The organism is Acidimicrobiales bacterium, assembly GCA_035316325.1.
GTDB lineage: Bacteria > Actinomycetota > Acidimicrobiia > Acidimicrobiales > VFJN01 > DASXTK01.
This window is the reverse complement of record DATHJB010000118.1, coordinates 42,337-66,263: the sequence shown is the minus strand read 5'-3', so window position 1 is coordinate 66,263 and position 23,927 is coordinate 42,337. Positions and strand designations below refer to the sequence as shown.

General features: G+C 71.9%; 26 protein-coding genes. 14 read left to right on the top strand and 12 right to left on the bottom strand.

Annotation, left to right across the window (positions count from 1 at the left end; all coding sequences use genetic code 11):
• Nucleotides 1-20 precede the first annotated feature (20 nt).
• The 3 genes from VK611_15875 to VK611_15865 all read right to left on the bottom strand — a co-directional run bounded on the left by VK611_15875 (nt 21) and on the right by VK611_15865 (nt 3,031).
• Entirely contained in the window at nt 21-1,028 is a 1,008-nt protein-coding gene (locus tag VK611_15875; GenBank protein HMG42811.1) for an LLM class F420-dependent oxidoreductase, read from the bottom strand.
• A gap of 65 nt (nt 1,029-1,093) precedes the next feature.
• Nucleotides 1,094-1,966, bottom strand: coding sequence for a PAC2 family protein (locus tag VK611_15870; GenBank protein HMG42810.1), 873 nt, complete (start codon nt 1,964-1,966; stop codon nt 1,094-1,096).
• A 30-nt stretch (nt 1,967-1,996) separates the two neighbouring features.
• Complete coding sequence (locus VK611_15865) at nt 1,997-3,031, bottom strand: phosphotransferase family protein (GenBank protein ID HMG42809.1); 1,035 nt, start codon at nt 3,029-3,031, stop codon at nt 1,997-1,999.
• A gap of 117 nt (nt 3,032-3,148) precedes the next feature.
• On the opposite strand from VK611_15865, the gene VK611_15860 reads away from it, so the two are divergent.
• From VK611_15860 to VK611_15835, 6 genes are all read left to right on the top strand, one after another.
• The gene (locus VK611_15860; protein ID HMG42808.1) at nt 3,149-3,871 is read left to right on the top strand and encodes a tetratricopeptide repeat protein; all 723 of its coding nucleotides are present in this window, start codon (nt 3,149-3,151) and stop codon (nt 3,869-3,871) included.
• A gap of 32 nt (nt 3,872-3,903) precedes the next feature.
• Nucleotides 3,904-4,215 (top strand): DUF4157 domain-containing protein, encoded by a 312-nt coding sequence (locus VK611_15855; protein HMG42807.1) that lies wholly within the window; start codon nt 3,904-3,906, stop codon nt 4,213-4,215.
• An 89-nt stretch (nt 4,216-4,304) separates the two neighbouring features.
• Nucleotides 4,305-5,006: a helix-hairpin-helix domain-containing protein gene (locus VK611_15850; GenBank protein ID HMG42806.1), complete on the top strand. Its 702-nt coding sequence runs from the start codon at nt 4,305-4,307 to the stop codon at nt 5,004-5,006.
• Nucleotides 5,003-6,469: a ComEC/Rec2 family competence protein gene (locus VK611_15845; GenBank protein ID HMG42805.1), complete on the top strand. Its 1,467-nt coding sequence runs from the start codon at nt 5,003-5,005 to the stop codon at nt 6,467-6,469. The genes VK611_15850 and VK611_15845 overlap by 4 nt, the downstream gene beginning before the upstream one ends.
• Before the next feature lie 31 nt (nt 6,470-6,500).
• Nucleotides 6,501-7,082: a hypothetical protein gene (locus VK611_15840; protein HMG42804.1), complete on the top strand. Its 582-nt coding sequence runs from the start codon at nt 6,501-6,503 to the stop codon at nt 7,080-7,082.
• Complete coding sequence (locus tag VK611_15835; protein ID HMG42803.1) at nt 7,079-8,077, top strand: hypothetical protein; 999 nt, start codon at nt 7,079-7,081, stop codon at nt 8,075-8,077. The genes VK611_15840 and VK611_15835 overlap by 4 nt, the downstream gene beginning before the upstream one ends.
• Before the next feature lie 56 nt (nt 8,078-8,133).
• On the opposite strand, the gene rpsT is transcribed toward VK611_15835, so the two are convergent.
• A complete protein-coding gene (rpsT, locus tag VK611_15830) occupies nt 8,134-8,400 on the bottom strand; it encodes a 30S ribosomal protein S20 (GenBank protein ID HMG42802.1) in 267 nt (88 codons plus the stop codon).
• 129 nt (nt 8,401-8,529) lie between these two features.
• Between rpsT and lepA the strand changes: the two genes are divergently transcribed.
• From lepA to VK611_15795, 7 genes are all read left to right on the top strand, one after another.
• Nucleotides 8,530-10,314: a translation elongation factor 4 gene (lepA, locus tag VK611_15825; GenBank protein HMG42801.1), complete on the top strand. Its 1,785-nt coding sequence runs from the start codon at nt 8,530-8,532 to the stop codon at nt 10,312-10,314.
• A gap of 59 nt (nt 10,315-10,373) precedes the next feature.
• The gene (gene hrcA / locus VK611_15820) at nt 10,374-11,378 is read left to right on the top strand and encodes a heat-inducible transcriptional repressor HrcA (GenBank protein ID HMG42800.1); all 1,005 of its coding nucleotides are present in this window, start codon (nt 10,374-10,376) and stop codon (nt 11,376-11,378) included.
• A gap of 11 nt (nt 11,379-11,389) precedes the next feature.
• The gene (dnaJ, locus tag VK611_15815; GenBank protein ID HMG42799.1) at nt 11,390-12,502 is read left to right on the top strand and encodes a molecular chaperone DnaJ; all 1,113 of its coding nucleotides are present in this window, start codon (nt 11,390-11,392) and stop codon (nt 12,500-12,502) included.
• 58 nt (nt 12,503-12,560) lie between these two features.
• Nucleotides 12,561-13,256: an RsmE family RNA methyltransferase gene (locus VK611_15810; protein ID HMG42798.1), complete on the top strand. Its 696-nt coding sequence runs from the start codon at nt 12,561-12,563 to the stop codon at nt 13,254-13,256.
• Between the two features lie 113 nt (nt 13,257-13,369).
• Nucleotides 13,370-13,915 carry a transcriptional regulator gene (locus VK611_15805; GenBank protein ID HMG42797.1) on the top strand — a complete coding sequence of 182 codons (546 nt, stop codon included), beginning with the start codon at nt 13,370-13,372 and terminating at the stop codon, nt 13,913-13,915.
• 4 nt (nt 13,916-13,919) lie between these two features.
• Complete coding sequence (gene hemW / locus VK611_15800; GenBank protein ID HMG42796.1) at nt 13,920-15,041, top strand: radical SAM family heme chaperone HemW; 1,122 nt, start codon at nt 13,920-13,922, stop codon at nt 15,039-15,041.
• Nucleotides 15,042-15,107: 66 nt separating this feature from the next.
• Entirely contained in the window at nt 15,108-16,499 is a 1,392-nt protein-coding gene (locus VK611_15795; protein ID HMG42795.1) for a carboxyl transferase domain-containing protein, read from the top strand.
• On the opposite strand, the gene VK611_15790 is transcribed toward VK611_15795, so the two are convergent.
• From VK611_15790 to VK611_15765, 6 genes are all read right to left on the bottom strand, one after another.
• Nucleotides 16,468-17,325, bottom strand: a complete 858-nt coding sequence (locus VK611_15790) for a LysM peptidoglycan-binding domain-containing protein (protein HMG42794.1) — start codon at nt 17,323-17,325, stop codon at nt 16,468-16,470. The genes VK611_15795 and VK611_15790 overlap by 32 nt on opposite strands.
• A complete protein-coding gene (locus VK611_15785) occupies nt 17,322-18,881 on the bottom strand; it encodes a hypothetical protein (GenBank protein ID HMG42793.1) in 1,560 nt (519 codons plus the stop codon). Before VK611_15785 ends, VK611_15790 begins: the two co-directional genes overlap by 4 nt.
• A gap of 63 nt (nt 18,882-18,944) precedes the next feature.
• On the bottom strand, nt 18,945-19,340 hold the full coding sequence (locus VK611_15780; protein HMG42792.1) for a hypothetical protein: 396 nt from the start codon (nt 19,338-19,340) through the stop codon (nt 18,945-18,947).
• A gap of 50 nt (nt 19,341-19,390) precedes the next feature.
• The gene (locus VK611_15775; GenBank protein HMG42791.1) at nt 19,391-20,794 is read right to left on the bottom strand and encodes a hemolysin family protein; all 1,404 of its coding nucleotides are present in this window, start codon (nt 20,792-20,794) and stop codon (nt 19,391-19,393) included.
• A gap of 7 nt (nt 20,795-20,801) precedes the next feature.
• Nucleotides 20,802-21,398 (bottom strand): rRNA maturation RNase YbeY, encoded by a 597-nt coding sequence (ybeY, locus tag VK611_15770; GenBank protein ID HMG42790.1) that lies wholly within the window; start codon nt 21,396-21,398, stop codon nt 20,802-20,804.
• Nucleotides 21,395-22,360, bottom strand: a complete 966-nt coding sequence (locus VK611_15765; GenBank protein ID HMG42789.1) for a PhoH family protein — start codon at nt 22,358-22,360, stop codon at nt 21,395-21,397. Before VK611_15765 ends, ybeY begins: the two co-directional genes overlap by 4 nt.
• A 112-nt stretch (nt 22,361-22,472) precedes the next feature.
• On the opposite strand from VK611_15765, the gene VK611_15760 reads away from it, so the two are divergent.
• Entirely contained in the window at nt 22,473-23,102 is a 630-nt protein-coding gene (locus VK611_15760) for a hypothetical protein (protein HMG42788.1), read from the top strand.
• A 4-nt stretch (nt 23,103-23,106) separates the two neighbouring features.
• Here the strand turns inward: VK611_15760 and VK611_15755 are convergent, their stop codons facing one another.
• Both VK611_15755 and VK611_15750 read right to left on the bottom strand, forming a co-directional pair.
• Nucleotides 23,107-23,325: a hypothetical protein gene (locus VK611_15755; GenBank protein HMG42787.1), complete on the bottom strand. Its 219-nt coding sequence runs from the start codon at nt 23,323-23,325 to the stop codon at nt 23,107-23,109.
• Between the two features lie 102 nt (nt 23,326-23,427).
• Entirely contained in the window at nt 23,428-23,739 is a 312-nt protein-coding gene (locus tag VK611_15750; protein ID HMG42786.1) for a helix-turn-helix domain-containing protein, read from the bottom strand.
• Nucleotides 23,740-23,927 lie beyond the last annotated feature (188 nt).

The window sequence follows — 23,927 nt, the reverse complement described above, 5'->3', positions numbered from 1 at the left end:
AGGCCTCGGCCTCGACGACCTCAGGGCTCCTTGAGGATCGAGATCAGGCTCGAAAGCTCGTCGGGGTCGGTCGCGTAGGGGGCGTAGAAGCTGACGCGTTGCAGGACGTCGCCCCAGCGCTCGCGCAGGCCGCGGACGGCCTCCTCGGGCGTGCCGACGACGGCGAAGGTGTGGAGGATCTCGTCGTCGATCAGGTCGCCCATCTCGCCCCAGCGGCCCTGCTTCGACATGGCGTTCAGCTCGTCCTGCAGGCCACCCCAGCCGTGCATCTCCAGCACGGGTCGGTACGCGGGCGTCGAGCCGTAGAAGGCGATCTGGCCGCGCACGCCCTTGGCCGCGGCGTCGAGCTCCTCCTCGTTGCGGCCCATCACCAGGAACATCGGCCCTGACAGCTCGAAGCCGTCCATCGACTTGCCGGCCTTCTCCCGGCCCCGCTGCAGCGCCGGGAGCGTGACCTCGCGCACGTAGCGCTCGGTGGTGAAGGCGTGGCAGATGAGGCCGTCGCAGACCTCGCCGGCGACCTCGGTCATCATCGGGCCGACGCCGGCGAGCGTGATGCGGGCGTTGCCGTAGGGGTTCGGGCCGGGGTTGAAGAACGGCGTCATCAGGGTGTGCGAGTAGAAGTCGCCGCGGAAGTCGAGCTTGGTGCCGTCGTTCCAGCACGCCCAGATGGCCCGGATGGCGAGGATCATCTCGCGCATGCGGGCGGTCGGATGCGACCACGGCATCGAGAAGCGCTTCGTGATGTGGGGCTTGATCTGGCTGCCGAGGCCGAGGATGAAGCGGCCCTGCGACATCGCCTGGAGGTCCCACGACGTCTGCGCCAGCGTCATCGGGTTGCGGGCGAAGGCGACCGCGATGGCGGTGCCCAGCTCGACCTTCTCCGTCTCGGTGGCCGCGAGCAGCAGCGGGAAGAATGGGTCGTGGCTGGTCTCGGCCGAGTGGAGGCCGTCGTAGCCCCGGGCTTCCTGGGCCGCGGCGGTCGCGCCGACGTTCTCGAGTCCCCCGATTGCACCGTCGACTTTCATGTCGAGGACCGTAGCCCGCGACTTGACCGGGCGGTCAAGTAGGTCGAGACCGACCGACTCCGGCTTCAGTCGCTGCTCGTGCCACCGGGCTGTTCGCGGAGGTAGCGCTCCACCTCGTCGGCCAGCTCGTCGCCGGTGGGCAGCTCTTCGCCCATGGAGCCGACCATGGACTGCTCGTAGGCCGCCTCGAGCTGGCGGAGCATCGCCTGGTGCTCGGGGTTCTGGCCGATCAGCTCGTCGAGGCGGCCCCGGGTGGCGTTCGCCTGGGTGGGCAGGTCGCCCAGCGGCAGCGACAGCTCGGCCAGGCGCGACAACCCCTCGATGAGGCCGACGCTGGCGTCCGGGTACGGCATCCCCGCGGCGTAGTGGGGCACCTGCGCCCACAGGCCCATCGACGGGATGCCCCGGGCGTCGCACCCCGCCTCGACGGCCGCCTGGGCGCCGCCGGGGAAGTCGAGCGACGCCCGCAGGAAGTCCCTCGTCGCCAGGCTGGCGGTCGAGGCGCTGCAGGCCATGCGCGAGGTGCGGGTGTGCGGCGCCGGTGCGGGGTAGGCGCCGAGGCCGACGCACATCCGCACGTCGAAGTCGAGGGCCAGGCCCACCACGTCGTCGACGAAGCCGTGCCAGATGCGGTCGGGCTCGCTGCCGACGAGCAGCAGCAGCTCGTTGCCGTCCAGGTCGGTGGCCGCCCGCAGCTCCAGCGACGGCCAGGTGAGGCCGCGCTGCACGCCGTCGACCATGTGCACGGTCGGACGGCGGGCGCGGTAGTCGAGGAGGGCGTCGGTATCGAAGCGGGCGACCGTCACCGTGTCGAGCGCGTCGAGCAGCAGCTCGGACGCCGTGGCCGCCGCCAGCCCCGCGTCGATCCAGCCCTCGAGAGCCAGCACCAGCACTGGTCCGTCGAGCTCGGGTTGGTCGATCAGCTCGTAGAGCGCCACTCGGTTCGGGGTCCTTCCTCGGCCTGGCGGTCAGGCCAGGCGCTCGATGGTGCTGTGCGCGGTCTGCGCCAGCACCTCGACCTGCTTGGCGAACAGCTCGAAGCCGTCCGACTCTCCCATGACACCAGCCCGATAGCGGGCGTAGACACCCTCCAGGATGCACGCGAGCTTCCAGTAACCAAACGCGACGTAGTAGTCGATGCCGCTGAGGTCACGTCCGGAGGCGTGCGCGTAGGCCTCCGCCAGCGCCGCCCGGTCGGGGAAACCGTCGAGCGTGGTGGCGCTGTCGCCGAGGGGCGCGTGCTTGTCGCCGGGCTCGGCCCAGTAGACGAGCAGCAGGCCGACGTCGGCGAGCGGATCGCCGAGGGTGCACAGCTCCCAGTCGAGCACGGCCTCGATCGTGCCGTCCTTGCCGACCAGGCAGTTGTCGAGCCGGTAGTCGCCGTGGACGATCGTCGCCGGGCCCTGCTCGGGTGCCCGGGCGGTGAGCTCGGCGTGCACCTGGTCGACCACCGGCAGGTCGCGGGTCTTCGACTGCTCCCACTGGCGGTGCCAGCGCTTCAGCTGCCGTTCGAGGTAGGCCTCCTTGCGGCCCAGGTCACCGAGGCCGACGGCGTCGACGTCGACCGCGTGGATGCGGGCCAGCACCTCGGCGATCTGGTCGCCGGCGTGCTCGCGGGCCGCCAGGTCGAGCGTCTCGCCGCTGGTGCGGTCGCGGAGGACCGCGCCCTCGACGAAGTCCATGACGTAGAAGGGCGCCCCGTTCACCGCCTCGTCCTGGCACAGGCCGACGATGCCGGGCACCGGGACGTCCGTCGCCGCCAGGGCGCTCTGGATGCTGTGCTCGCGGCCCATGTCGTGCGCCGTCGCCAGCACGTGGCCCAGCGGCGGGCGCCGCAGGACCCAGGCGTGACCGGCGCGGTCCTCCACCCGGAAGGTGAGGTTCGAGCGCCCACCGGTGACGAGCCCGAAGGTCAGCGGCGGCTCGACGCCGGGCGCGTGCGCCTCGAACCAGGCGGTCACGTTGTCGGTGTCGATGCCGGTGATCGTCGTCTCGTCAGTCACGTCGTCATGCCCTCTCGGTGCTGGTGGCAGCGGGCCGTTCGGGCCACGGCCGCCGGGCCGGCGCGCTCAGTTCGTCATTCGATCGGCACGGTAGCCCGCCGTCGGTAGCCTGGCCCGATGGCCCTCGATGTCACCGATGCCACCTTCCAGACCGACGTTTTGGAGCGTTCCGAGACGACCCCCGTCGTGGTCGACCTCTGGGCCCCCTGGTGCGGGCCCTGTCGACAGCTCGGGCCGATCCTCGAGAAGGTGATCGACGACACCGACGGCAAGGTCGTCCTCGTGAAGGTCAACACCGACGACAACCCGCAGGTGTCGGCCGCGTTCCGGGTGCAGGGCATCCCCGCCGTGTACGCCCTGTCGGGCGGCAAGGTGGTCGACGGTTTCATCGGCGCCCAGGGCGAGCCGGTGGTGCGCGAGTTCGTCGGACGGCTGCTGCCGAGCGCCGAGGACGAGAAGGTGCAGGAGCTGCTGGACGCCGGCGACGAGGACTCCCTGCGCAGCGTGCTCGACCTGCGGCCCGACCACCACGACGCCATCGTCGCCCTGGCCGAGCAGCTGGCGGCCCGGCGGAACGAGGGCGATCTGGAGGAGGCGACGGCGCTGCTCGACCGCATCCCCGAGACGGCGGAGACCCGGCGGGTCGCGGCGCTGGTGCGCACGGGCGTCAGCGACGAGCATCCGCCCAGCGAGATCACCGCCAAGCTCGACGACCTGCTCGAGCGGGTCAAGGGCGACGACGAGGCGCGGCAGGAGTTCGTCGACCTGCTCGAGGTGCTGGGCCCCGACGACCCCCGCACCGCCGAGTACCGCAAGCAGCTCACCGCCCGCCTGTTCTGACATAACGCCGCGTGACTCGCTAGACACGGGGCGTGCGGCTCGAACGACACGAGGGCTACTGGTTGCTGGTCGGAGTGGCCGCTCCGGGCGCGGCCGCAACGACGTTCGGGCCGCTGATCCTCATGCGCGAGCGGGGCGTCGGCAACGCCCGGCTGCTGCGTCACGAGCTGGAGCACGTGCGGCAGTGGCGGGAGCAGGGCGTGTTCGGGTTCCTGTTGTTCTACCTGGGTGCGTACGTCCGCTGGCGGCTGCGCGGCTATCCCCACTGGGGCGCCTACCGACGGATCCCGTCCGAGGTCGAGGCCGAGTGGTTGGCCCGGCGGCCTGATCTGCGCTACCGGTAGCTTTCGGCAGTTTTCCATGCTTTCGATGTAGTAGCGTGGTTGTCGGACCTCCCCCCTCCCTATCGCTTCAGCGCGCCCGGAGGGCTGCGATGTCCGATCTCCCGCCCGAGCTGACCCGTCCGCCGCGCCCGACGACGTGGCGCGAGCGGCTCCTGTCGTTCGCCGAATCGCTCGACATGACGCCGGCGCGGCTGCTGGTGGGTGGGGCGGCGGTCGTCGTGCTGTCGGTGGTGGGGTGGCGGCTGCTCGACGCACCGCCGCCTCCGGTCGAGATGGAGCTGCCGATGACGACGACGACATCCGGCTCGGCGGGCTCGGCGGGCTCGGCGGGCTCGGCCGTGCCCGGCACGACGGTCGACGTGGCGGAGGAGGTGGTCGTCCACGTCGCCGGCGCGGTGGCGAAGCCGGGAGTGCAGCGCCTGCCGTCGGGGTCACGGGTGGTCGACGCGGTCGACGCCGCGGGTGGGGCGGTGCCGGACGCCGACGTGGGCCGGGTCAACCTGGCTGCCCTGCTGGACGACGGCCAGCAGGTCTACGTGCCGACGGTGGGCGAGGCGGCGCCGGCGGTCGGCGGCAGCGGTGACCCGGCCGCGCCGTCGGGGCCGGTGCACCTCAACTCGGCCTCGGTCGACCAGCTCGACGAACTGCCGGGGGTCGGTCCGGCGATCGCCCAGGCCATCGTCGACCACCGCGAGACGCACGGTGACTTCACGTCCGTCGAAGACCTCCTCGACGTCCGCGGCATAGGCCAGTCCAAGCTCGAAGACCTCCGCCCCCTGGTCGCGCCATGACCCTGCACCCCTCCACCGACCGCTGGGCCATGGCGATCGCGATCTCCACCGCAACGGGCGCCTGGCTCGGCACCACACCCCCACGCTGGCTCCCCCCTCAAGCCCTCACCCTCGCCGTCCTGTCCGGCGTGGGGCTCACTCTCACGGCTCTGGCTGCTACCCGTGGGGGTCGGGCGAGGTGGTGGGTGGGGGTGGGCCTTTGCGTGTGCTTCGGGCTTGCAGGCGTGGCGGGGGTGTTGGGGCAGCGGGCCGTGGCGGGGCTCGTGCCGCCGGGGGAGGGGCGCGTGCGGGCGGAGATGACGTTGGTGAGCGATCCGGCGCCGCTGCCGCGGGGTGGTGTGCGGGCGGAGGCTCGCTACCGCGGCAAACGGGTCGCCCTGATCGCGTTCAGCTCGGCCGCTGCGGCGCTGGACGATCGGCTCGCCGGTGAGATCGTCGTGGTCGACGGGACGGTCGGGCCGCCGGGCACGTTCGAACGGCGGCTGCGGCACCGGCACCTGGCCGGGCGGCTGGAGGTCGACTTCGTCATGGGATGGCGCCCCGGCCACGGAGTCTTCGACGCCGCCAACGACGTGCGCCGGGCGTTGGAGCGCGGCGCCGAGTCCCTGCGCCCTCGTGAACGGAGCCTGTTCCTCGGGCTGGTCATCGGCGACGACCGCTTCCAACCCGCCGACCTGACCCTGGCGTTCCGGGAGGCCGGCCTGTCGCACATGACGGCCGTATCAGGCCAGAACGTGGCCTTCGTCCTGGCGGCCGCGGCACCGGTCCTACGGCGGTTGCGGCTGGCGCCCCGGCTGCTGCTCACGCTGGGCCTGCTGGCGGCGTTCGCCCTGGTCACCCGCGGCGAACCCTCGGTCTTGCGTGCCACCGGCATGGCGGCGGTGGCGGCGTACGGTGCCGCCGTCGGTCGGCCGACGTCGGGGCTCCGGGCCCTCGCCACCGCGATCACGGCGTTGGTGCTCTGCGACCCGCTGCTGGTCACGTCCCTGGGCTTCCGGCTCTCGGTGGCGGGAGCGGCGGGCATCCTGGTCGCCGCCCGGCCGATCGAGCGGGTCCTGCCCGGGCCCGGGTGGCTGCGGTCGCCGCTGGGAGTCACGCTGGCGGCTCAGCTGGCGGTGGCGCCGCTCCTGATCTCCGCCTTCGGTTCGGTGGCGGTCGCCTCGGTGCTGACGAACCTGCTCGCCGCTCCGGCTGCCGGTCCGGTGATGGCCTGGGGCCTGGTGGCGGGCCTCCTCGCCGGGCTGCTGGGCGGTCGGGCCGCGGTGCTGCTCCACCTGCCGACGCGGGCGCTGCTGGCGTGGATCGAACGGGTGGCCGTCGCCGGAGCCCGGTGGCCGCTCGGGCGGATCGGCGGGCGGGAGCTGGGGATCGTTGCCGTGTTCGCCGTGGTGGCGCTGCTCGTCCGCCGGTTCGGGTCGCGTCGCCGAGAAATTTCTCCCGACGTCGCTCCGGCGGGCCCTTGACTGTCATAGGGAGCCAGTACCTTCACGAGCGATGACGGTTTCTCCTGCGCCACCGCTTCCCGACGTGTCGCTCAGCCTCCAGCTGGGCAGCCGGAGCGTCGACCTCGCCACCCGGGCGGTGGTCGTCGCGGTCGTGCCCACGCCCCGGTTCGGCCGCGAGGCCGAGGTGCTCGCGGGGGTGCGGGCGGCCGCTCTGGCCGGCGCTGATGTCGTCGAGGTCCCGGCGGAGTCGCGGCTGCTGGGCCCGGCGGCGGCGAGCGGCGAGCTGCCCATCGCCGCGCAGGCCACCTCGCCCGAGGCAGCCCGGGCGGCCTGGTCGGCAGGTGCTCGGCTCCTGCTCGTTCCGGCCGCCGACGTCGACGCGGTCGAGTCCGGACAGGGGGTCGACGACGAGTGGCAGGTGGCAGTCCTGGTCACCACGGCGCAGGAGGGCCGCGATCGCGTCGGGCCCGTGCCGGTGGCGCTCGACACGGCGGCGTACGACCGGGTCGACGCCGTGTCGGAGGAGTCGCTGGCGCTGGCGGTCGGCGTGCGGCTGGTCCGGACCACCGACGTGCGTCGCACCCGCCGGGTCGTCGCGGTCATGGCGCACCTGCTGGAGGCCCGGCGATGAGCGTCAAGGAGGCGCCCGTCTACCTCGTGAAGGGCAGCGACGAGGTCATCGCCCGCGACGCCGTGCGCGACGTCATCCACGCGCTGGTGGGCGACCGCGATGCCAGCCTGACCGTCGAGGAGGTCGGTCGGACCCAGCACCAGCCGTCCGACGCCGGCTCACCGACGCTCAACGCCCTCGTCGACGCGGCGCAGACACCGCCGTTCCTCACCGACCGCCGGGTCGTCGTGGGGCGCGACCTCGACGTCTTCACCCGGGCCGATCAAGTCGCCCCGCTCGTCGCCTACCTGGCCGACCCGCTACCCACCACGTTCCTGGTGCTGGCCTGGTCGGGCGGGCGCATCCCCAAGTCGGTGGTCGACGCCGTGAAGGCCTGCAAGGGCGAGCAGATCGACACCAGCCCGGGCCGGAAGGTCGCCGAGTGGGTCTCCGAGCAGCTGACGAAGTCCGGGCTGAAGATCGACGCTCCGGCGCAGAAGCGGTTGGTCGACTGGCTGGGCGACGATCCCCAGCGGCTGGTGGGCCTCGTGGAGACGCTGGTCGGCAGCTATGGCCCGGGTGCCCGTGTGGGGATCGACGAGATCGAGCCGTTCCTCGGCCAGGCGGGGGGCATCCCACCGTGGGAGCTGAGCGATGCGATCGACCGGGGCGACATCCCGGGGGCGCTCGGCAAGCTGCACCGGATGCTCGACGGCGGGGATCGCCACCCGCTGCAGATCATGGCCACGCTCCACGGCCAGTACGCCCGGATGCTGGCGCTCGACGGCGCCTCGGTGTCGGGGGAGAAGGACGCCGCCGCGCTGCTCGGGATGAAGGGCTCCACGTTCCCGGCCCGCAAGGCGCTCAACCAGGCCCGCAAGATGGGCCACGACCGCGTCGTCCGCGCCGTCGACCTGCTCGCCACCGCCGACCTCGACATCCGCGGCGGCAAGGCCTGGCCCGAGAACCTGGTGATGGAGGTCCTCGTCGCCCGCCTCACCCAACTCAGCCGCTGACCACCCGTCCCGCCCGGCCGTCGTTCGGGCCGGGGGTCGGGGCGAAGGGCGACGCGTCAGTCGGTCGTTGCGCGGCTGACGGTGGCGATCAGGCGGGACTTGCGGCGGGCGGCCTGGTTCTTGTGGATCACGCCCTTGGCAGCCGCGGTGTCGATCCGCTTGACCGCGGCGCGCACCTTGTCGGCGGTGTCGTCGGCTCCCGCCTCGGCGGCGTCGACGGCGACGCGGACGCGGGTCTTCAGCTCGGAGCGGACGGCCTTGTTGCGCTCTTGGCGCTTCTCGTTCTGCTTGTTGCGCTTGATCTGGCTCTTGATGTTGGCCACGCTGACCCTTTGCTCCTGGCGATAGCGGAAATTGGCCTGGTTACGGCCGGGACAGGCTAGCTGTGCGTCCGGCTCACTGTCACACCTAACCTTGACCAACCCGGCTCACGCCCCCATCCGATCGGCCCCATGGAACTGTCGCGCATCCGCAACATCTCGATCATCGCCCACATCGACCATGGCAAGTCGACCCTCGCCGACCGCCTGCTCGAGATCAGCGGTGCCGTCGATCCCCGGGAGATGCGTGAGCAGTACCTCGACTCGATGGACCTGGAGCGGGAGCGCGGCATCACGATCAAGCTCCAGTCGGTCCGCCTCGACTACGCCGACCACGTCCTCAACCTCATCGACACCCCGGGCCACGTCGACTTCGGCTACGAGGTGTCCCGCTCCCTGGCCGCCTGCGAGGGCGTGATCCTGCTGGTCGACGCCGCCCAGGGCATCGAGGCCCAGACCCTGGCCAACTGCTACCAGGCCCTCGAGCACGACCTCGAGATCGTCGCCGCCCTGAACAAGATCGACCTCCCCGCCGCCGACCCCGACCGCTACGCCGCCGAGATCGAGAAGGTCCTCGGCATCCCCACCGACGAGATCCTGCGGATCAGCGCCAAGACCGGCGAGGGCGTCGCCGGGCTGCTCGACGCCGTGATCGAGCGGGTGCCCCCGCCGACCGGTGACTTCGACGCACCGCTCCAAGCCCTCATCTTCGACTCGCACTACGACGCCTACCGAGGGGTCGTGTCGTCGGTGCGGGTCATGAACGGCGTGCTCGCCACCGGTGCCCGGCTGCGGTTCATGCAGGCCGGCGCCATCCACGACGCCGACGAGATCGGCGTGCGCAACCCCGAGAGCACCCCGGTCGCCACCCTCGGCCCCGGCGAGACCGGCTACCTGATCGCCGGCATCAAGGACGTCGCCGAGGCCCGCTCCGGCGAGACCGTCACCCTCGCCACCCGTCCCGCCGAGGCCGCGCTCGACGGCTACCAGGACCCCAAGCCGATGGTGTTCTGCGGCCTCTACCCGATCGACGGCGACCAGTTCGGCGACCTGCGGGAGGCGCTGCAGAGGCTGCGGCTCAACGACGCCAGCTTCACCTACGAGCCCGAGACGTCGGGCGCCCTCGGCTTCGGCTTCCGCTGCGGTTTTCTCGGCCTGCTGCACATGGAGATCATCCGGGAGCGCCTGGAGCGCGAGTTCGACCTGAGCCTCATCGCCACGTCGCCGTCGGTGGCCTACCGGGTGCACACCATCGACGGGGACGAGATCGAGGTCGACAACCCCTCGGAGATGCCGTCGGCGCAGGAGATCGACCACATCGAGGAGCCGTTCCTCACCTGCACCATCCTCACGCCCACCACCTACACGGGCACGCTGATGGAGCTGTGCCAGTCGCGGCGCGGCGAGATGATCAAGCTGGAGTACCTGTCCACCGAGCGCATCGAGCTCGTCTACCGGGTGCCGCTGGCCGAGGTCGTGCGCGACTTCTTCGACCAGATGAAGTCACGCACCCAGGGCTATGCCAGCCTCGACTACGAGCCCTCCGGCTACGCCCGCTCCGACCTGGTCAGGGTCGACGTGCTGCTCAACGCCGTCGCTGCCGACGCGTTCAGCGCCATCGTCCACCGCGACAAGGCCTACGACTACGGCCGGCGGATGACCGAGAAGCTGCGGGAGCTGATCCCGCGGCAGATGTTCGACGTGCCCATCCAGTCGGCCATCGGCGGGCGCATCATCTCCCGGGAGACGGTCAAGGCGAAGCGCAAGGACGTGCTCGCCAAGTGCTACGGCGGCGACATCACCCGCAAGCGCAAGCTCCTCGAACGTCAGAAGGAGGGCAAGAAGCGGATGAAGTCGATCGGGCGCGTCGAGGTCCCCCAGGAGGCGTTCATCAGCGCCCTCCGCCTCGACGACTGAGCGAGCAGGCGCTCCCGGCCTCTACCAGCGAGTTGGCACTCGGTAGACTCGACTGCCAGATGCTCGACGACCGCAAGGCCGCGATCCTCCGGGCCGTGGTGGAGGAGTACATCGAGACGGCGCAACCCGTCGGCTCGGGTCACGTCGCGTCCGCTCCCGGGGTCGACGTGTCGTCCGCCACGATCCGCAACGAGATGGCGCAGCTCGAGGCCGACGGCTACCTGCTGCAGCCCCACACGTCGGCCGGACGGGTGCCCACCGAGAAGGGCTACCGGTTCTTCGTCGACCACCTGCGCAGCCCCGTCCGCCTGCCCGGCGCCTCCGCCGAGCAGGTCAAGGCCTTCTTCCAGCGGGCCCACGGCGAGATGGAGCAGATGCTGGTGGCGACCGGGCGGTTGCTGTCGAACCTCACCGACCTGGCGAGCGTGGTGGTGTCGCCGTCGTCCGTCGAGGCGACCATCCGCTCCGTGCAGCTGGTGGGCCTGACCGGGTCGGCGGCGCTGGTCGTGCTGGTGCTCAGCGACGGCACGATCGAGAAGCACGCCGTGGAGCTGCCCGGGGGCGTGGGCGACGAGCGGCTCGGTGCCGCCACCGCGCACCTGGCATCGCAGCTGCAACACGCGCCTCGGTCGTTGATCCCGGCTGTACCGGCGACCGGCGACGAGGCCACCGACCAGCTGGTCGACCGCACGCTCGAGGCGCTCTCGGGCCAGGAGCGGCGCACGGAGATCGACCACGTCTACGTCGGTGGCGCCGCCCGGGTCGCACAGGCGTTCGACGCCATCGAGACGGTGCGGTCGGTCCTGGGCATCCTCGAGCAGCAGTACGTGGTGGTGACGCTGCTGCGCGACGTGCTCGATCGGGGCCTCCACGTCGCCATCGGGTCCGAGACGGGGGTCGCGCCCCTGGCGGAGTGCGCCCTCGTGGTGGCGCCGTACGAGATCGAAGGTGAGCGCTTGGGCACCATCGGGGTCCTCGGACCGACGAGGATGAACTACCCGCAGGCGCTGGCCGCCGTTGCGGTCGTCAGTGACCGGTTGTCCGACCGATTGGCCGAGGGTTAGAGAAGAGAGCTGTGGCGACTGACTACTACGAGTTGCTCGGTGTGGGCCGCAGCGCCTCGCCGGACGAGATCAAACGGGCCTACCGCAAGCTCGCCCGGCAGCTGCACCCCGACACGCGGCCCGACGACCCCGAGGCAGAGGCACGGTTCAAGGAGATCTCACTCGCCTACGAGGTGCTGTCCGACCCCGAGAAGCGCCGCCGCTACGACCAGCTCGGCCCCGAAGGGGTCAACGGCCCGAACGTGGGCGACTTCATGGGCGGCAGCTTCAACGACATCTTCGAGGCGTTCTTCGGCGGCAGCCCGTTCGGCGGCCGGGGTCGCGGTCCGTCCGGGCCTCCCCGCGGCGCCGACATCGAGGTGGTGGTCGACCTCGACTTCGAGGACGCGGTGTTCGGCTGCAAGCACAGCGTCGTCGTGCAGACGGCCGTGCCGTGCGACGCCTGTGGAGCCACCGGCGCCGCCGAGGGCACCAAGGCCGTCACCTGCGTCGACTGCCGGGGCACGGGCCAGGTGCAGCGCGTCCGCCAGTCGTTCATCGGCCAGATGGTCACCACGTCGCCCTGCCCCCGCTGCAGCGGCTCCGGCGAGGTGATCGCCTCGCCGTGCTCGGAGTGCCGGGGCGAGGGCCGCAACCTCGACGAGCGCACCTACACGGTCGACATCCCCGCGGGCGTCGACACGGGCTCGACGCTGCGGCTGTCGGGTCGTGGCGCCGCCGGGCCCCGGGGTGGCGCCCCCGGCGACCTCTACGTCCACCTGCGGATCCGGCCGCACGAGTACATCCAGCGCGACGGCGTCGACCTCGTGTCGGAGGTGGAGGTGCCCTACACCCAGGCGGCGCTGGGCACCACGCTCGACTTCGACACGCTCGACGGGACCACCGAGCTGGAGGTGCCCCGGGGCACGGCGTCGGGCACGGTCTTCCGCCTGCGGGGCAAGGGCGTGCCGCACCTCGACCGCCGGGCCCGGGGCGACCTGCTGGTCACGGTGGTCGTCGAGGTGCCGACCGAGCTGGACGAGGAAGAGGAAGACCTGATCCGGCAGCTGGCCGAGCTGCGGGGCGACGACGTGGCGCCACCGCCGGCGGGGTTGATGTCCCGTCTCCGCTCGGCGTTCAAGTAGCCCCGTCCGGTCGACCGGTCGGATGCCCGACTTCACTCCCAGCTCCGCGAAGGCGCACGTGTTCGTCGACGACCTGGCGTCGCCGCAGCTGGGGGGCGACGACCAGCGGCACCTCCAGCGGGTGTTGCGCTTCGGGCCGGGCAGCGACGTGACGGCGGGCGACGGCGCCGGGCGCTGGCGGCCGTGCCGGCTGACGGCCGGCGCGGCCTTGGAGCCGATGGGGGACGTCGTCGTCGACGAGCGCCCCGACCCACCCGTCACGGTGGCCTTCGCCGTGGTGAAGGGCGACCGTCCGGAGCTGGTGGTGCAGAAGCTGACCGAGCTCGGCGTCGACCGCGTGGTGCCGTTCGAGGCCGAGCGCTCCGTGGCACGCTGGGACCCGTCCAAGGCGGCGCGCCAGGTCGAGCGGTTCCGGGCCATCGCCCGTCAGGCGGCGATGCAGTGCCGACGGACGTTCCTGCCGGATGTGGGCGAGCTCACGGACTTCGCTACGGTGGCGCAGCTTCCGGGGGCGACGATGGCCGAAGCGACCGGCGAAGCGCCCTCACTATCCGTGCGGACCGTTCTGGTCGGTCCCGAAGGGGGCTGGGGACCCTCGGAGCGGGGGTTTGGACTCCCTCTCGTCCGGCTGGGCGCGCACACCTTACGCTCCGAGACTGCGGCTATCACAGCAGGTGCGTTGCTCGTCGCAATCCGTAGCCACATCGTCGAACCCTCTATTGCGGCCCAGGTCAAAGGCCCGCACGGGACGTGATTGTTCGACCTATGGTCAGTGCGTAGAGTAGGCAACGTCCCACCGCGCGTTCCTGGGTGGGCGGGCGTAGGCCACCGCTTGAAATTCCCGCCGAGGTGGCCAGGAGGAACAGGATGGACAACGAGCTCGAAGCCGAGCGCGAGACAGGCTATGCCGTACGGGTTGGTGCCCGGCTCCGTGCGATTCGACGTCAGAAGCACCTGTCGCTTCAGGAAGTCGAAGCGGCGTCGGAGCACGAATTCAAGGCATCTGTGCTGGGTGCATACGAGCGAGGTGAGCGTGCGATCTCGGTCCCGAGGTTGCAGCGCCTGGCTCGCTTCTACCAGGTGCCGGTCGACCAGATGCTCCCCGCCGACGACGACTTCGGTGTCGGCCGAGCCGACGAGCAGGTCGTCGACCTGACGGAGCGGGCACGTGGTGCACGTCGTGACGATCGTCCCGTGACGATCGACCTCACGGCTGTGGAGCAGGTGCGGGGGCAGGAGGGCGAGATGATCGCCCGGTACCTGCGGATGATCCAGGTGCAGCGAGGGGACTACAACGGGCGGATGCTGACGATCCGTCGCGACGACCTTCGTGCCATCGCGTGCATCCTGGACTGTCATCCGGATCAGGTGCCGGCGCGTCTCAACAGCCTCGGGCTCAGCCTCGTCCGCTGAGGTGGTGTCGGTCCCCCTTGGCCAGCACGCCGGGCGGGGCGAGCAGTTCGGTGTCTACCTGCACGTGCCGTTCTGCACGACCCGTTGCGACTACTGCGCTTTCGCCACGTGGACCGATCGCCACCACCTCCAGAAGGACTACCTGGCTGCGTGCCGCACCGACATCGAGCGGTTGGTGGCCGGAGGGATGCCTCCGGCCACCTCCGTCTTCGTCGGGGGAGGCACGCCGTCGTTGATGCCACCGGCTGAGCTGGTCGAGGTCCTCGACCTGATCCCGCGCTCGGCCAACTGCGAGGTCACCGTGGAGGCGAACCCCGACACGGTCACCCCGGAGCTGGCCGACGTGTTCGCCAGCGGCGGTGTCACCCGCATGAGCCTCGGTGTCCAGTCGATGGTGCCGTCCGTGCTGGCCAGCCTGGGTCGCACGCACGATCCGGACAACGTCCGCCGATCCGTGGAGCTCCTGCGCTCGGCCGGCATCCCGACGTTCAACCTCGACCTGATCTACGGCGGGGCCGGCGAGACGCTGGACGACTGGCGGCGCACGCTGGACGCGGCGCTCGAGCTGGAACCGCCCCACGTCTCGGCCTACGCGCTCACGGTCGAGCCCGGGACGGCGCTGGCCGACGACGTCGCCCGGCACCCGGACGACGACGACCAGGCCGACAAGTACCTCGCCGCGTGCGACGCCCTCGAGGGCGCGGGCCTGGCCTGGTACGAGATCTCCAACTGGGCCCGACCCGGGCACGAGTGCCGCCACAACCGGCTGTACTGGTCGATGGGCGACTACCAGGCGGTCGGCTGCGCGGGGCACTCCCATCGGGCCGGCCGGCGGTTCTGGAACGTGCGGACCCCCGAGCGCTACATCGACGCCGTCGGACGCGACGTGTCGCCGGTGGCGGGGGACGAGAGCCTCGACGCCGACGGCCGTCGCCTGGAGGCGTTGCAGCTGGCGGTACGCACCCGAGCCGGGGTGCCGGCGAGCGCGCTGCCCGTCGACGAGCTCGACGGGTTGGTCGAGGTGGCCGGTGGGAGCGCCGGTCACGTACCTGACGACGGCGGGCGGCTGGTGCTCACGGTCCAGGGACGCTTGCTCGCCAACGAAGTGGCTCTGCGCCTCCGTTAGGCGCTCCGGCCCAGGCCGGGGAGGGTCTTGGTGTGCGCGGGGTCGCGGACGCGAGACTCTCCGCCCGTGCCGTTCCACCCCCTGGTCGAAGAATGGGATGCGGGCCTCACCGCCGGTGATCCGCTCGGCTTCCCCGGCTATGCGGCGCGCCTTGCCGACCTCGACGGCGAGTCGGTCAGGACCGGCTGCACCGAGCACTACGCGTTCGTCGAGAGCCGCTTCGACGTCCACGGCGGGACCATCGGAGCGGCCGCGGGGGAGAAGGTGGTGCGGGCCTACGACCGGGCGGTCGACCGTCGGCTCCCCATGGTGGTGTTCACCCGCACCGGCGGCGCCCGCGTGCAGGAGGGCATGGTCGCCCTGGCCCAGCTCGGGCGCACGGCGGCGGCGGCGCAGCGGCACTCGGCCGGTGGGCTGCTGTCCCTCGGGGTCTACGGCTCGCCGACGACCGGCGGCGTCTTCGTCTCGTACGCCTCGCTGGTCGACCTGCGGGCTGCCCACCCGACGGCCACGATCGGCTTCGCCGGGCCCCGGGTGGCCGAGGAGGCGCTGGGCACGAGCCTGCCGGCGGGGTCGCATTCGGCGCAGTCGCTCTACGACATCGGACTGCTCGACGAGCTGGTGCAGCCGGGCGAGGAGGCGGCGTGGGTGGAGGTGGCGCTGGGCCTGCGCGAGCAGGGCCTGCCGACGCGTCCGCTGCCGGCCGTCGACGATCCGGGTGTGGACGGCGCCTGGGGTGAGGTGCTGCGGGCCCGGGCCGTCGGGCGCCCGACGGGGATCGACCGGGCGGCGCGTCTGTGCTCGTCGTGGCTGGAGCTCAACAGCGGCGATCGGACGGTGCGGGCGGGGCTGGGCGTCGTCGCCGGTCGGCGCTGCGTCGTGGTCGCCACCGACCGCTACCACGCCGACGGTCGGCCGACCCCCGAGGGCTACCGGCTGGCCCAGCGGGCGTTCGCCTTCGCCGGGCGGGTCGGGTTGCCCGTGGTGACGCTGGTCGACACCCCCGGTGCCGACCCGTCGCCCGAGGCCGAGCTGAACGGGATCGGGTTGGAGATCGCCCGCACCTTCGCCGCCATGGCCGCCTGCCCGACCCCGATCGTCTCGGTGTGCGTCGGGGAGGGCGGCAGCGGGGGAGCGTTGGCGCTGAGCTGCGGTGACCGGCTGCTGATCTCCGAGCACGCCGTGTTCTCGGTGATCGGGCCCGAGGGCGCCGCTGCCATCCTCGAACGGGACGCGGCCAAGGCTCCCGAGGTGGCCGAGCGCCTCAAGCTGACTGCCCGTGACCTGAAGGAGCTCGGCATCGTCGACGACGTGATCGGCGACGGCCAGGACGCCCTCGACGCCGCGGTGGCCGCGGCCCTCGACACCGCCGTGGTGGGCGATCGGGAGCGTCGCTTCGCGGCGGCGACGGATCGTTGGCTCCACGTCACACCCCCGATCCGGAGGTCGCCGGCTTAGGCAGCGTCAGCACCTGGCCGGGGAACAGCAGGTCGGGCTGGTCGGGGACGGCGAGCCGCACGCGGTTGGCGGCGATCAGCTGGTGCCAGTAGGCGTCGAGCGCCGCACCGTCGCCGACCATGTCCTCGGCGATCGACCAGAACGAGTCACCCGACTCGACGACCCAGATCTCGTCGTCGTCCGCCCCCGCCACCGGCACCGACGGCTGCCCCGACGCCGGGGCGGTCGTCGTCGGCAAGGGCTCGAGCAGCCGCATGGTGGCCGTCGCCTTCGGCGTGGTGGCCGGAGCCGCCGTCGTCGGAGGGCCGGTGCCCGGCGTCGTGGTGTCGGGTGGCGGTGCGAGCAGGGTCATCGTGGCGGTGGCGTGGGAGGGCGCGGGTGGGAGGAGCACCATGGTGGCCGTCGACTGGCCTGCCAGGTCCTCGTGCCCGGCGAGCACCTTCACGGCCGGCAGGATGCTGGCTCCGGCGGGGGTGCCGCCGGTCCAGAGGATGGATCCGGCGGCCAGGCCGAACCCGGCGCCGCTGGCGAGGGTCCGGCGGAGCACCGTGGGGAAGGCCCGAGTGGCCAGGGCGTGCAGCCAGCGGTAGCCGAGGGCTTCGGCGAGGGCCTGGAGCCCTGTGGCCAGCAACAGGTAGCCGCAGAGGGACTGGGCCGCGAGGCGGACCAGCGCCATCGCCAGCGGGACCGGCGCGGTGGTGGCCGTCCAGTCGGCGACGGCAGCGGCCGAGCCCAGCGGGACGTCGAGGGTGCCGCCTCCCGTGCGACCCAGCAGGACCAGCCCGGCAGCCGGCAGCACCGGCGCCACGATGCGACCGGGCCTCATCTCGGCACCTCGACCGTCCGCCGCTCGCCGCCCGGCATCTCGACGGTGAGCTCGGGGCAGGGCTCGTCGCCGGACGACGCACCGATCTGGTCGGCCCCGGGGACCGAAGCCGCGGCCTCGACCTCCAGCGGGCCGGAACTGTCGGCCCAGGCAGGGAAGACGAACACGTCGCCCGTCGCCCGCTGGTAGACCGCAGGCGTCGCCCGGCCGTCGCAGTCCCAATCGCCGATGGCGATCGAGTCGTCGGCACCGGCGACCGCCCAGCGTTGGTCCTCCACCTGGACCACGCCGTCGACGATGCGGACGCCGTCGTCGCAGCCGTCACCGTCGATGTCGGCGACCACCAGGTCGGCGTCGGCCGCCGCGGCCGCCGCCTGGCAGCTCGTCGGTGGTGCTGCACTGGACGCGGCGCGTGCCGCCGGGCGCCCTGCCTGCAGCAGCAGGGCCCCGGCGACGACCGCGCCCACTCCGACGACGGCGGTAGCCAGCACGACCCGCGGAAGGGAGCGTTCCCGGGTCGGTGGACGTCGCTCCATCGACGGTGGACGACGTGGCGGATGGCGGTCGGTACGGACCGCCGGCCACGGTCGGTCGGCGAACACGTCGTCGTCCTGGGCCGACCGCTGGTCGCCGAACAGCGGGTCGACGTCGCTCGACCGCTGGTCGTCGAACGCACCGGGGCCGCGCAATCCGCCTCGTTCCGCGGCCTCGGCCGCCGCCACGAAGGCGTCGGCCTCGGCCTCGGCATCCGAGCCACTGCTGCCGCCGTGGCCGTCGTCGTCCGCCGCGACCGGCTCGGTCGGATCGTCGGCGCGGAGGGCGAGGAGGTGTGCCAGCGGCTCCGTGCGGTCCTCCGCCGGGTCGGCGGCCGGGGGCACCGACAGCCGCTCGGTCGCCTCGCCTGGCGACCGGGTGAACCCCGAGCCGGCTCGCGGCGAGGTCGGCAGCGCCGCTCCGGGGACCGCAGCCAACAGCGCCGCGGCCATCGTCCGGGCCGAGGGCCGACGGTCGGCCACCTCGTCGTTCGCACGTCGCACCACGTCGTCGAGCGCCCGCCGGTCGGCGACGTCGCCCCGTCGCCAGAGCGGCCAGCGGGGCTCCGACGGGGCGATGCGGTCGACCAGGTCGGCGACCACGCGCCCCAGCGCCAGGACGTCGTCGGCGGGCGTCTGGTCGCCCGGTGGGGCGAAGCCGCACAGCCGGGGGCGTCCGTCGGCACCGACCAGCACGTGGCTGCCGTCGAGACGGCCGTGGACCACGTCCATGTCGTGCAGGTCGCCCACGGTCGCCGCGATCGCCGCCGCCAGGCCGGCCGTCTGTCGCAGGTCGCCCCGCCAGCGGTCGACCGGATCGCCGGCGTAGCGCAGCCACAGCTCACCCGCCGCGAGCAGCTCCTCCACGTCGTCCGGCCGCACCACCGCCACGACACCGGGATGGCCACAACGCTGCAGGAGCTCGGCCTCGTAACGGAGCGCCGTCCGCTCGTCGGTCGTACGGGCGGACTTCACCGCCACCGCTCCGCCCTCGTCCGTCGCCACTCTCACTCGTGCGCTCATGACGCCTGAGGATACTGAGGAGCGTGAAAGATGTCGAGAGGACTTGAAGAAAAATAAGAGTTATCAGGGAGATACGGCGGTTGCCGAGGCGGTGGCGGTCACCGTGGTTGCGTCGGGTGTTCCCGGCATGACGGCGGTGAACAGGTAGTCCGCTCGCAGCGTGACGCTCACCTCGACCGTCTCCCCGTCGACCTCGACCCGGGGAGGACCGGCCAGGTGCGGTGCCAGCTGGCTGGCCGCGACCGTGCGGGCCACCACTCGCCGGGCCGCCGCCGGCTCGACGTGGAACACCCCCGACCGCAGTGCCACCGGGTCGGCGCCCGCGGTCACGGCGTCGTTGGCGGCCGACGCCGCCACGTCGAGGGCCTGGCGCTGCCGCAGGTGGACCAGCGACATGTCGACGGCGATCGACGCCAGCACCAGCAGGATCAGCAGGCAGGCCGGCACGAGGATCAGCACGCTGCCCCGATCCGAGCGATCCCGGTCTCGGCGGACTCGGAGACCCCGCCTCAGCACGACGCCTCACCCGGGACGCCGTCGCGGAACGGATCGACCAGCTCGCTGTGCTGCGCCGACACGTCGAACCCGTCGCCGAAGCCGCCGATCCAGGGGACGGACAGCGCCGGCACCTGGTAGGAGGCACTGAACGTCACCCGGGCACAGCGCACGTAGCCGTCGGACGAAGGGTGCTCCAGCCCGACCAGCCCGATGTCGGCGCGAGCGGCGTCGCGCCCGTGCGCGGCGATCGCCGCGAGCCCCGCAGCCGTCGCCTCGTCCGCGGCCAGCGAACCACCTCCGGCGTCGGTGACCGGGGCCTCGACGTAGGCCCGGGCCGCCTCCCGCGCCGCCGCGTTCACCGCCAGCTTGGCGTCGATCACGCTCCACGCGTTGGCCACGATCAGCGCACCGACCACGAAGACCAGCAGGCCGATCGGCAGGGCCTCCGCGCCGCCGACGACGCCCTCGTCGCCACCGCTGCGGTCGAGCCGGGACATGCGCACGCGCCCGATGCGGCGCCCCTGGATGCGCTGGGCGGTGAGCTGCCAGCCCGCCACCTCGACCGTCTCGCCCTCGACGGGCACGTGGCTCAACCGGCTGTAGACCAGCCCGCCGACCGTGTCCCAGTCGCCCTCCGGTAGATGCGCGTCGAGCAGGTCGTTGACCTCGGCCAGCGGCGTGCGACCCCGCACCAGGGCGCCGCCGCCGGGCAGCGGCTCGATCATCGGGTCCTCGACGTCGTACTCGTCCACGATCTCGCCCACCAGCTCCTCGATGATGTCCTCGAGGGTCACCAGGCCGGCGGTGCCGCCGTACTCGTCGACGACGATCGCCATGTGGAACTGGTTCTGCTGCATCTCCCGCAGCAGCTCCGGCAGCCGCTTGGTCTCGGGGACGAACGTCGCCGGGCGCAGCATCTCGGACACCGGGCGGTCCTGGAGGCCGTCGCGCTCCGCCCGCATGAGGTCCTTGGCGTAGACGAGGCCGACGACGTCGTCGATGGTGCTGCCGCAGGCTGGCAGGCGGCTGTAGCCGTTGAGCAGCATGACCTCGACCACGTCGGCGGCGCGGAAGTCGGCCTCGACCGTGACCATGTCGGGGCGGGGCACCATCACCTCGCGCGCGACGGTGTCGCCGAAGTCGATGATGGAGTCGACCAGCGCCCGCTCCTCGACATCGATGCGTGCCTCGCCGGTGCCGGTGCCAGAACCCGGGGGCCGTGCCGCCGTGCCGCCGAGGCGGACGTTCGCCACGCTCGCGGCGACGAATCCGCCGGCCACGCAGAGCAGGGCCGCGACGAACTCCCCGGGTCTCCCGTAGGCCACGCCCGCCAGGCCGACGATCGCCGCCGCCCCCGCGACGGAGCCGCCGAGAACTACGAGCAGGGTCGGGTGGGGTAGTGCCGGCCTCCGCACGAACGGCTCACTGGTTGCGGTGGAACTGGTCGAGAAGCTCGCGCTCGCGAGCCTTCATGCGCGCCGCCTCGTCGTCCTCCGCGTGGTCGTAGCCGAGCACGTGCAGCACGCCGTGCACCACCAGCAGGGCCATCTCGTCGTCGGCCGTGGTGGAGTGCTCCGGCGCCTGGCGGGCCGCGACCGCGGGGCACAGGACGACGTCGCCCAGCAGCAGGGGGGCATCATCGCCGTCAGGATCGGTGCGGTCAGGGCCGGTGCTGCCGGCATCGGGCCAGCGACCGATCGGACCGGTCTCGTCGATCGGGAAGGCCAGGACGTCGGTCGGCCCTGTCTTCTCCATGAACCGCTCGTTGAGCTCCGACATCGCCAGCTCGTCGACGAACAGCAGCGACAGCTCGGCGTCGCCCTCGACCCCCTCGGCGATCAGCACCTCGTGGGCCAGGAGCACCCAGCGGTCGACCTCGACCGGGCTCTGGTCCTGCTCGTCGGCGCCGAACACCTGGACCTCGCCCTCCTCGGGCCCCCGGCGCCGGGGGCGTCGGGAGAACGGCGGGCCCTCCCCGTCGTCACCGGGACGACCGCGGTCGGAGAGAGGGCCGGTCACTTGTCGGCCTTGGGCGCCGTGGTGTCGGCCCGCTCGTAGGCGTCGACGATGTCCTGGACGATCCGGTGCCGGACCACGTCCTTCGACGTCAGGTGGACGAACGCGAGGCCGTCGATGCCGGCGAGCACCTTGTCGAGGCCGGTCATGCCGCTGCGGCCGACCGGGAGGTCGACCTGGGTCATGTCGGCGGTGACGACCGCCCGTGATCCGAAGCCGATGCGCGTGAGGAACATCTTCATCTGCTCGGGCGTGGTGTTCTGGGCCTCGTCGAGGATGATGAAGCTGCGGTTGATCGTGCGGCCGCGCATGAACGCCAGCGGCGCCACCTCGACCATGCCGCGCTCCAGCAGCCGCTGCGCGCCCTCGGGCTCGACCATGTCGAACAGGGCGTCGTAGAGCGGGCGGAGGTAGGGGTCGATCTTCGCCGCCAGGTCGCCGGGTAGGAAGCCGAGGCGCTCGCCGGCCTCGACCGCGGGACGGGTGAGGATGATCCGGTCGACCGACTTGGCCTGCAGCGCCTGCACCGCCATGGCCACCGCCAGCCACGACTTGCCCGTGCCTGCGGGGCCCACGCCGAAGGTGATGACGTTGCCGCCCATGGCGTCGACGTAGCGCTTCTGGCCGCTCGACTTGGGCCGGACGCTGCGCCCTCGGGAGGCCCGCAGCACCTCGGAGGTCAGGACTTCGGAGGGTCGTTCGTCGGAGCGGACCATCTCGATCGTTCGTGTCACGCTGGCCGGCTCCAGTCGATGGCCTTGTTCCAACAGCAGGACCAGCTCCTCGAAGAGGTGGCCGACGCGCGGCGCCTCTTCGCCCGCGATCGCGATCTCGTTGCCTCTGACGTGGATCTCCACACCCTCGAAGGCGGACTCGACCACCCGCAGAAGCTCGTCTCGGTGGCCGAGGAGATCGGCCATGAGATGGTTGCCGGGAACGGAGATCTTGATCTGCGTGCTTGTCACCGCGGCGCAAGCCTAGAGGGTGGCCGCAGGCCCGCGCTCGCTCTCACGTCCGTTTTCAGCGCGCTCCGTACCCTTCTGTTCCGATGCGGCGTGGTCTGGGAGAGTTCCGGGTGTGAACGACCCGTACGATCCGCTCGGCGGACTGCCCGATGCCGAGCACCTGGAGGGTCTGTCGGGCCTGCTGGGGGAGGGGTTGGCGCGGCGGTTGGAGCGCTGGGCGGCGGACGCCCGCATCGACGAGGCGGCACGTCGGCGGGCCCGGGAGCGCTGGTTGGAGCAGCAGGCGCGGGAGGAGGCGACGTTGCTCGGCATCCTGGCCGACCTCGCCGAGCGGGGCACGGTGGTGACGCTGCAGCTGCGATCGGCACGGCCTCGCCGGGGGCGGGTGCGGCTCATCGGCGCCGACTTCGTGGCGCTGGCGCCGGTGGGCGACGTCGACGGTCGTGGTGGCGAGGTGCTGGTCGCCATGCGGGCCGTGGTGGCGGTGGGGACCCAGCCCGGGGAGCCGGTGTCGATCGGCGACCGGTCGGTCCGCAGCCGGATGACCCTCACCGAGGTGGTCATCGGTCTCGCCGGCGACCGGGAGCGTGCGGTTCTGGTGCTGGCCGGGAGCGAGGAGGTGGTGCGGGGGACGCTGTGGTCGGTCGGTCAGGACGTGGTGGTCGTGCGCGTCGACGGCGAGGCGATCGCGGCCACCGTGTACGTCCCGCTCGACGCGATCAGCCAGCTCACGATCGACTGAGGCGTCAGGCGACCTTCGCGGGGCGCGCGGCCCGCTCCCGCCGCCGGATCACTCGAAGGTCCGCCGTGCGGAAGCTGGCCACGCGGGTGCTCCACGAGTCGATGACGTCACGCCCGTTGCCGCAGCGGAAGAACGTGGTCATGGGCCCTTCCTGCTGGTACGCGTCGGCGCCCTCGATGACCTCGATCGTCTGGTCGTGGAGCGTGACCTCGAACTGCGGCATGTGCCGACGGTACGACGCCTGCCCTGTGAGCTACGAGAGGTGCAACTCTGTGGATCTCGAGGATTTGTCCACAGATCGCTGGGTTTTCGTCGGTAGGCGGGGTCAGGAGTCCTCGCGACTGACGGGTTCCGGGTACAGGTGCTCGAGCTCGCCGGGCTTGATGCGGGAGCTCTCGATGAAGGCTTCGACCTCGTGCGCGCGGAGTCGGATCACGCGTCCGAACCGGTACGCCGGCAGATCGCCGTGGTCGATGAAGCGATACAGCGTGCGTGGGGTGATGCCGAGCCGGCGAGCAGCTTCTTGCGTCGACAGCCACTCGGTCTCGTCGGAGCCCACGGACACTTCACTCGTGATGTCGTCGTCACCGCCGGAGACGCTCGCTGAGCTGACGGTTCCGACCTCGTCTGTGTTCACGAATCGGCAGATTACACGCCCGCTGTGTCGTTTGGGCGCCTTTCGATACAACTCTTTCGACAGTTCCGCAGATTACTTCGGTCGCACCCCGTGTGAGCAGGTCGAGCCCTTCGGATGACGTAGATTATTTTCAATTCCTTTGCGGGCTCTTCCATTCCCGGATTCCACTGCGTACTGTGGTGCTGCCA

What these genes read in the sequence shown, in the direction of transcription:
- VK611_15875 (HMG42811.1), bottom strand. Translation starts at nt 1,028, where the DNA reads ATGAAAGTCGACGGTGCAATCGGGGGACTCGAGAACGTCGGCGCGACC.
- VK611_15860 (HMG42808.1), top strand. Translation starts at nt 3,149, where the DNA reads ATGGCCCTCGATGTCACCGATGCCACCTTCCAGACCGACGTTTTGGAG.
- VK611_15850 (HMG42806.1), top strand. Translation starts at nt 4,305, where the DNA reads ATGTCCGATCTCCCGCCCGAGCTGACCCGTCCGCCGCGCCCGACGACG.
- VK611_15845 (HMG42805.1), top strand. Translation starts at nt 5,003, where the DNA reads ATGACCCTGCACCCCTCCACCGACCGCTGGGCCATGGCGATCGCGATC.
- VK611_15840 (HMG42804.1), top strand. Translation starts at nt 6,501, where the DNA reads ATGACGGTTTCTCCTGCGCCACCGCTTCCCGACGTGTCGCTCAGCCTC.
- VK611_15835 (HMG42803.1), top strand. Translation starts at nt 7,079, where the DNA reads ATGAGCGTCAAGGAGGCGCCCGTCTACCTCGTGAAGGGCAGCGACGAG.
- lepA (HMG42801.1), top strand. Translation starts at nt 8,530, where the DNA reads ATGGAACTGTCGCGCATCCGCAACATCTCGATCATCGCCCACATCGAC.
- hrcA (HMG42800.1), top strand. Translation starts at nt 10,374, where the DNA reads ATGCTCGACGACCGCAAGGCCGCGATCCTCCGGGCCGTGGTGGAGGAG.
- VK611_15805 (HMG42797.1), top strand. Translation starts at nt 13,370, where the DNA reads ATGGACAACGAGCTCGAAGCCGAGCGCGAGACAGGCTATGCCGTACGG.
- VK611_15790 (HMG42794.1), bottom strand. Translation starts at nt 17,325, where the DNA reads ATGAGGCCCGGTCGCATCGTGGCGCCGGTGCTGCCGGCTGCCGGGCTG.
- VK611_15785 (HMG42793.1), bottom strand. Translation starts at nt 18,881, where the DNA reads ATGAGCGCACGAGTGAGAGTGGCGACGGACGAGGGCGGAGCGGTGGCG.
- VK611_15755 (HMG42787.1), bottom strand. Translation starts at nt 23,325, where the DNA reads ATGCCGCAGTTCGAGGTCACGCTCCACGACCAGACGATCGAGGTCATC.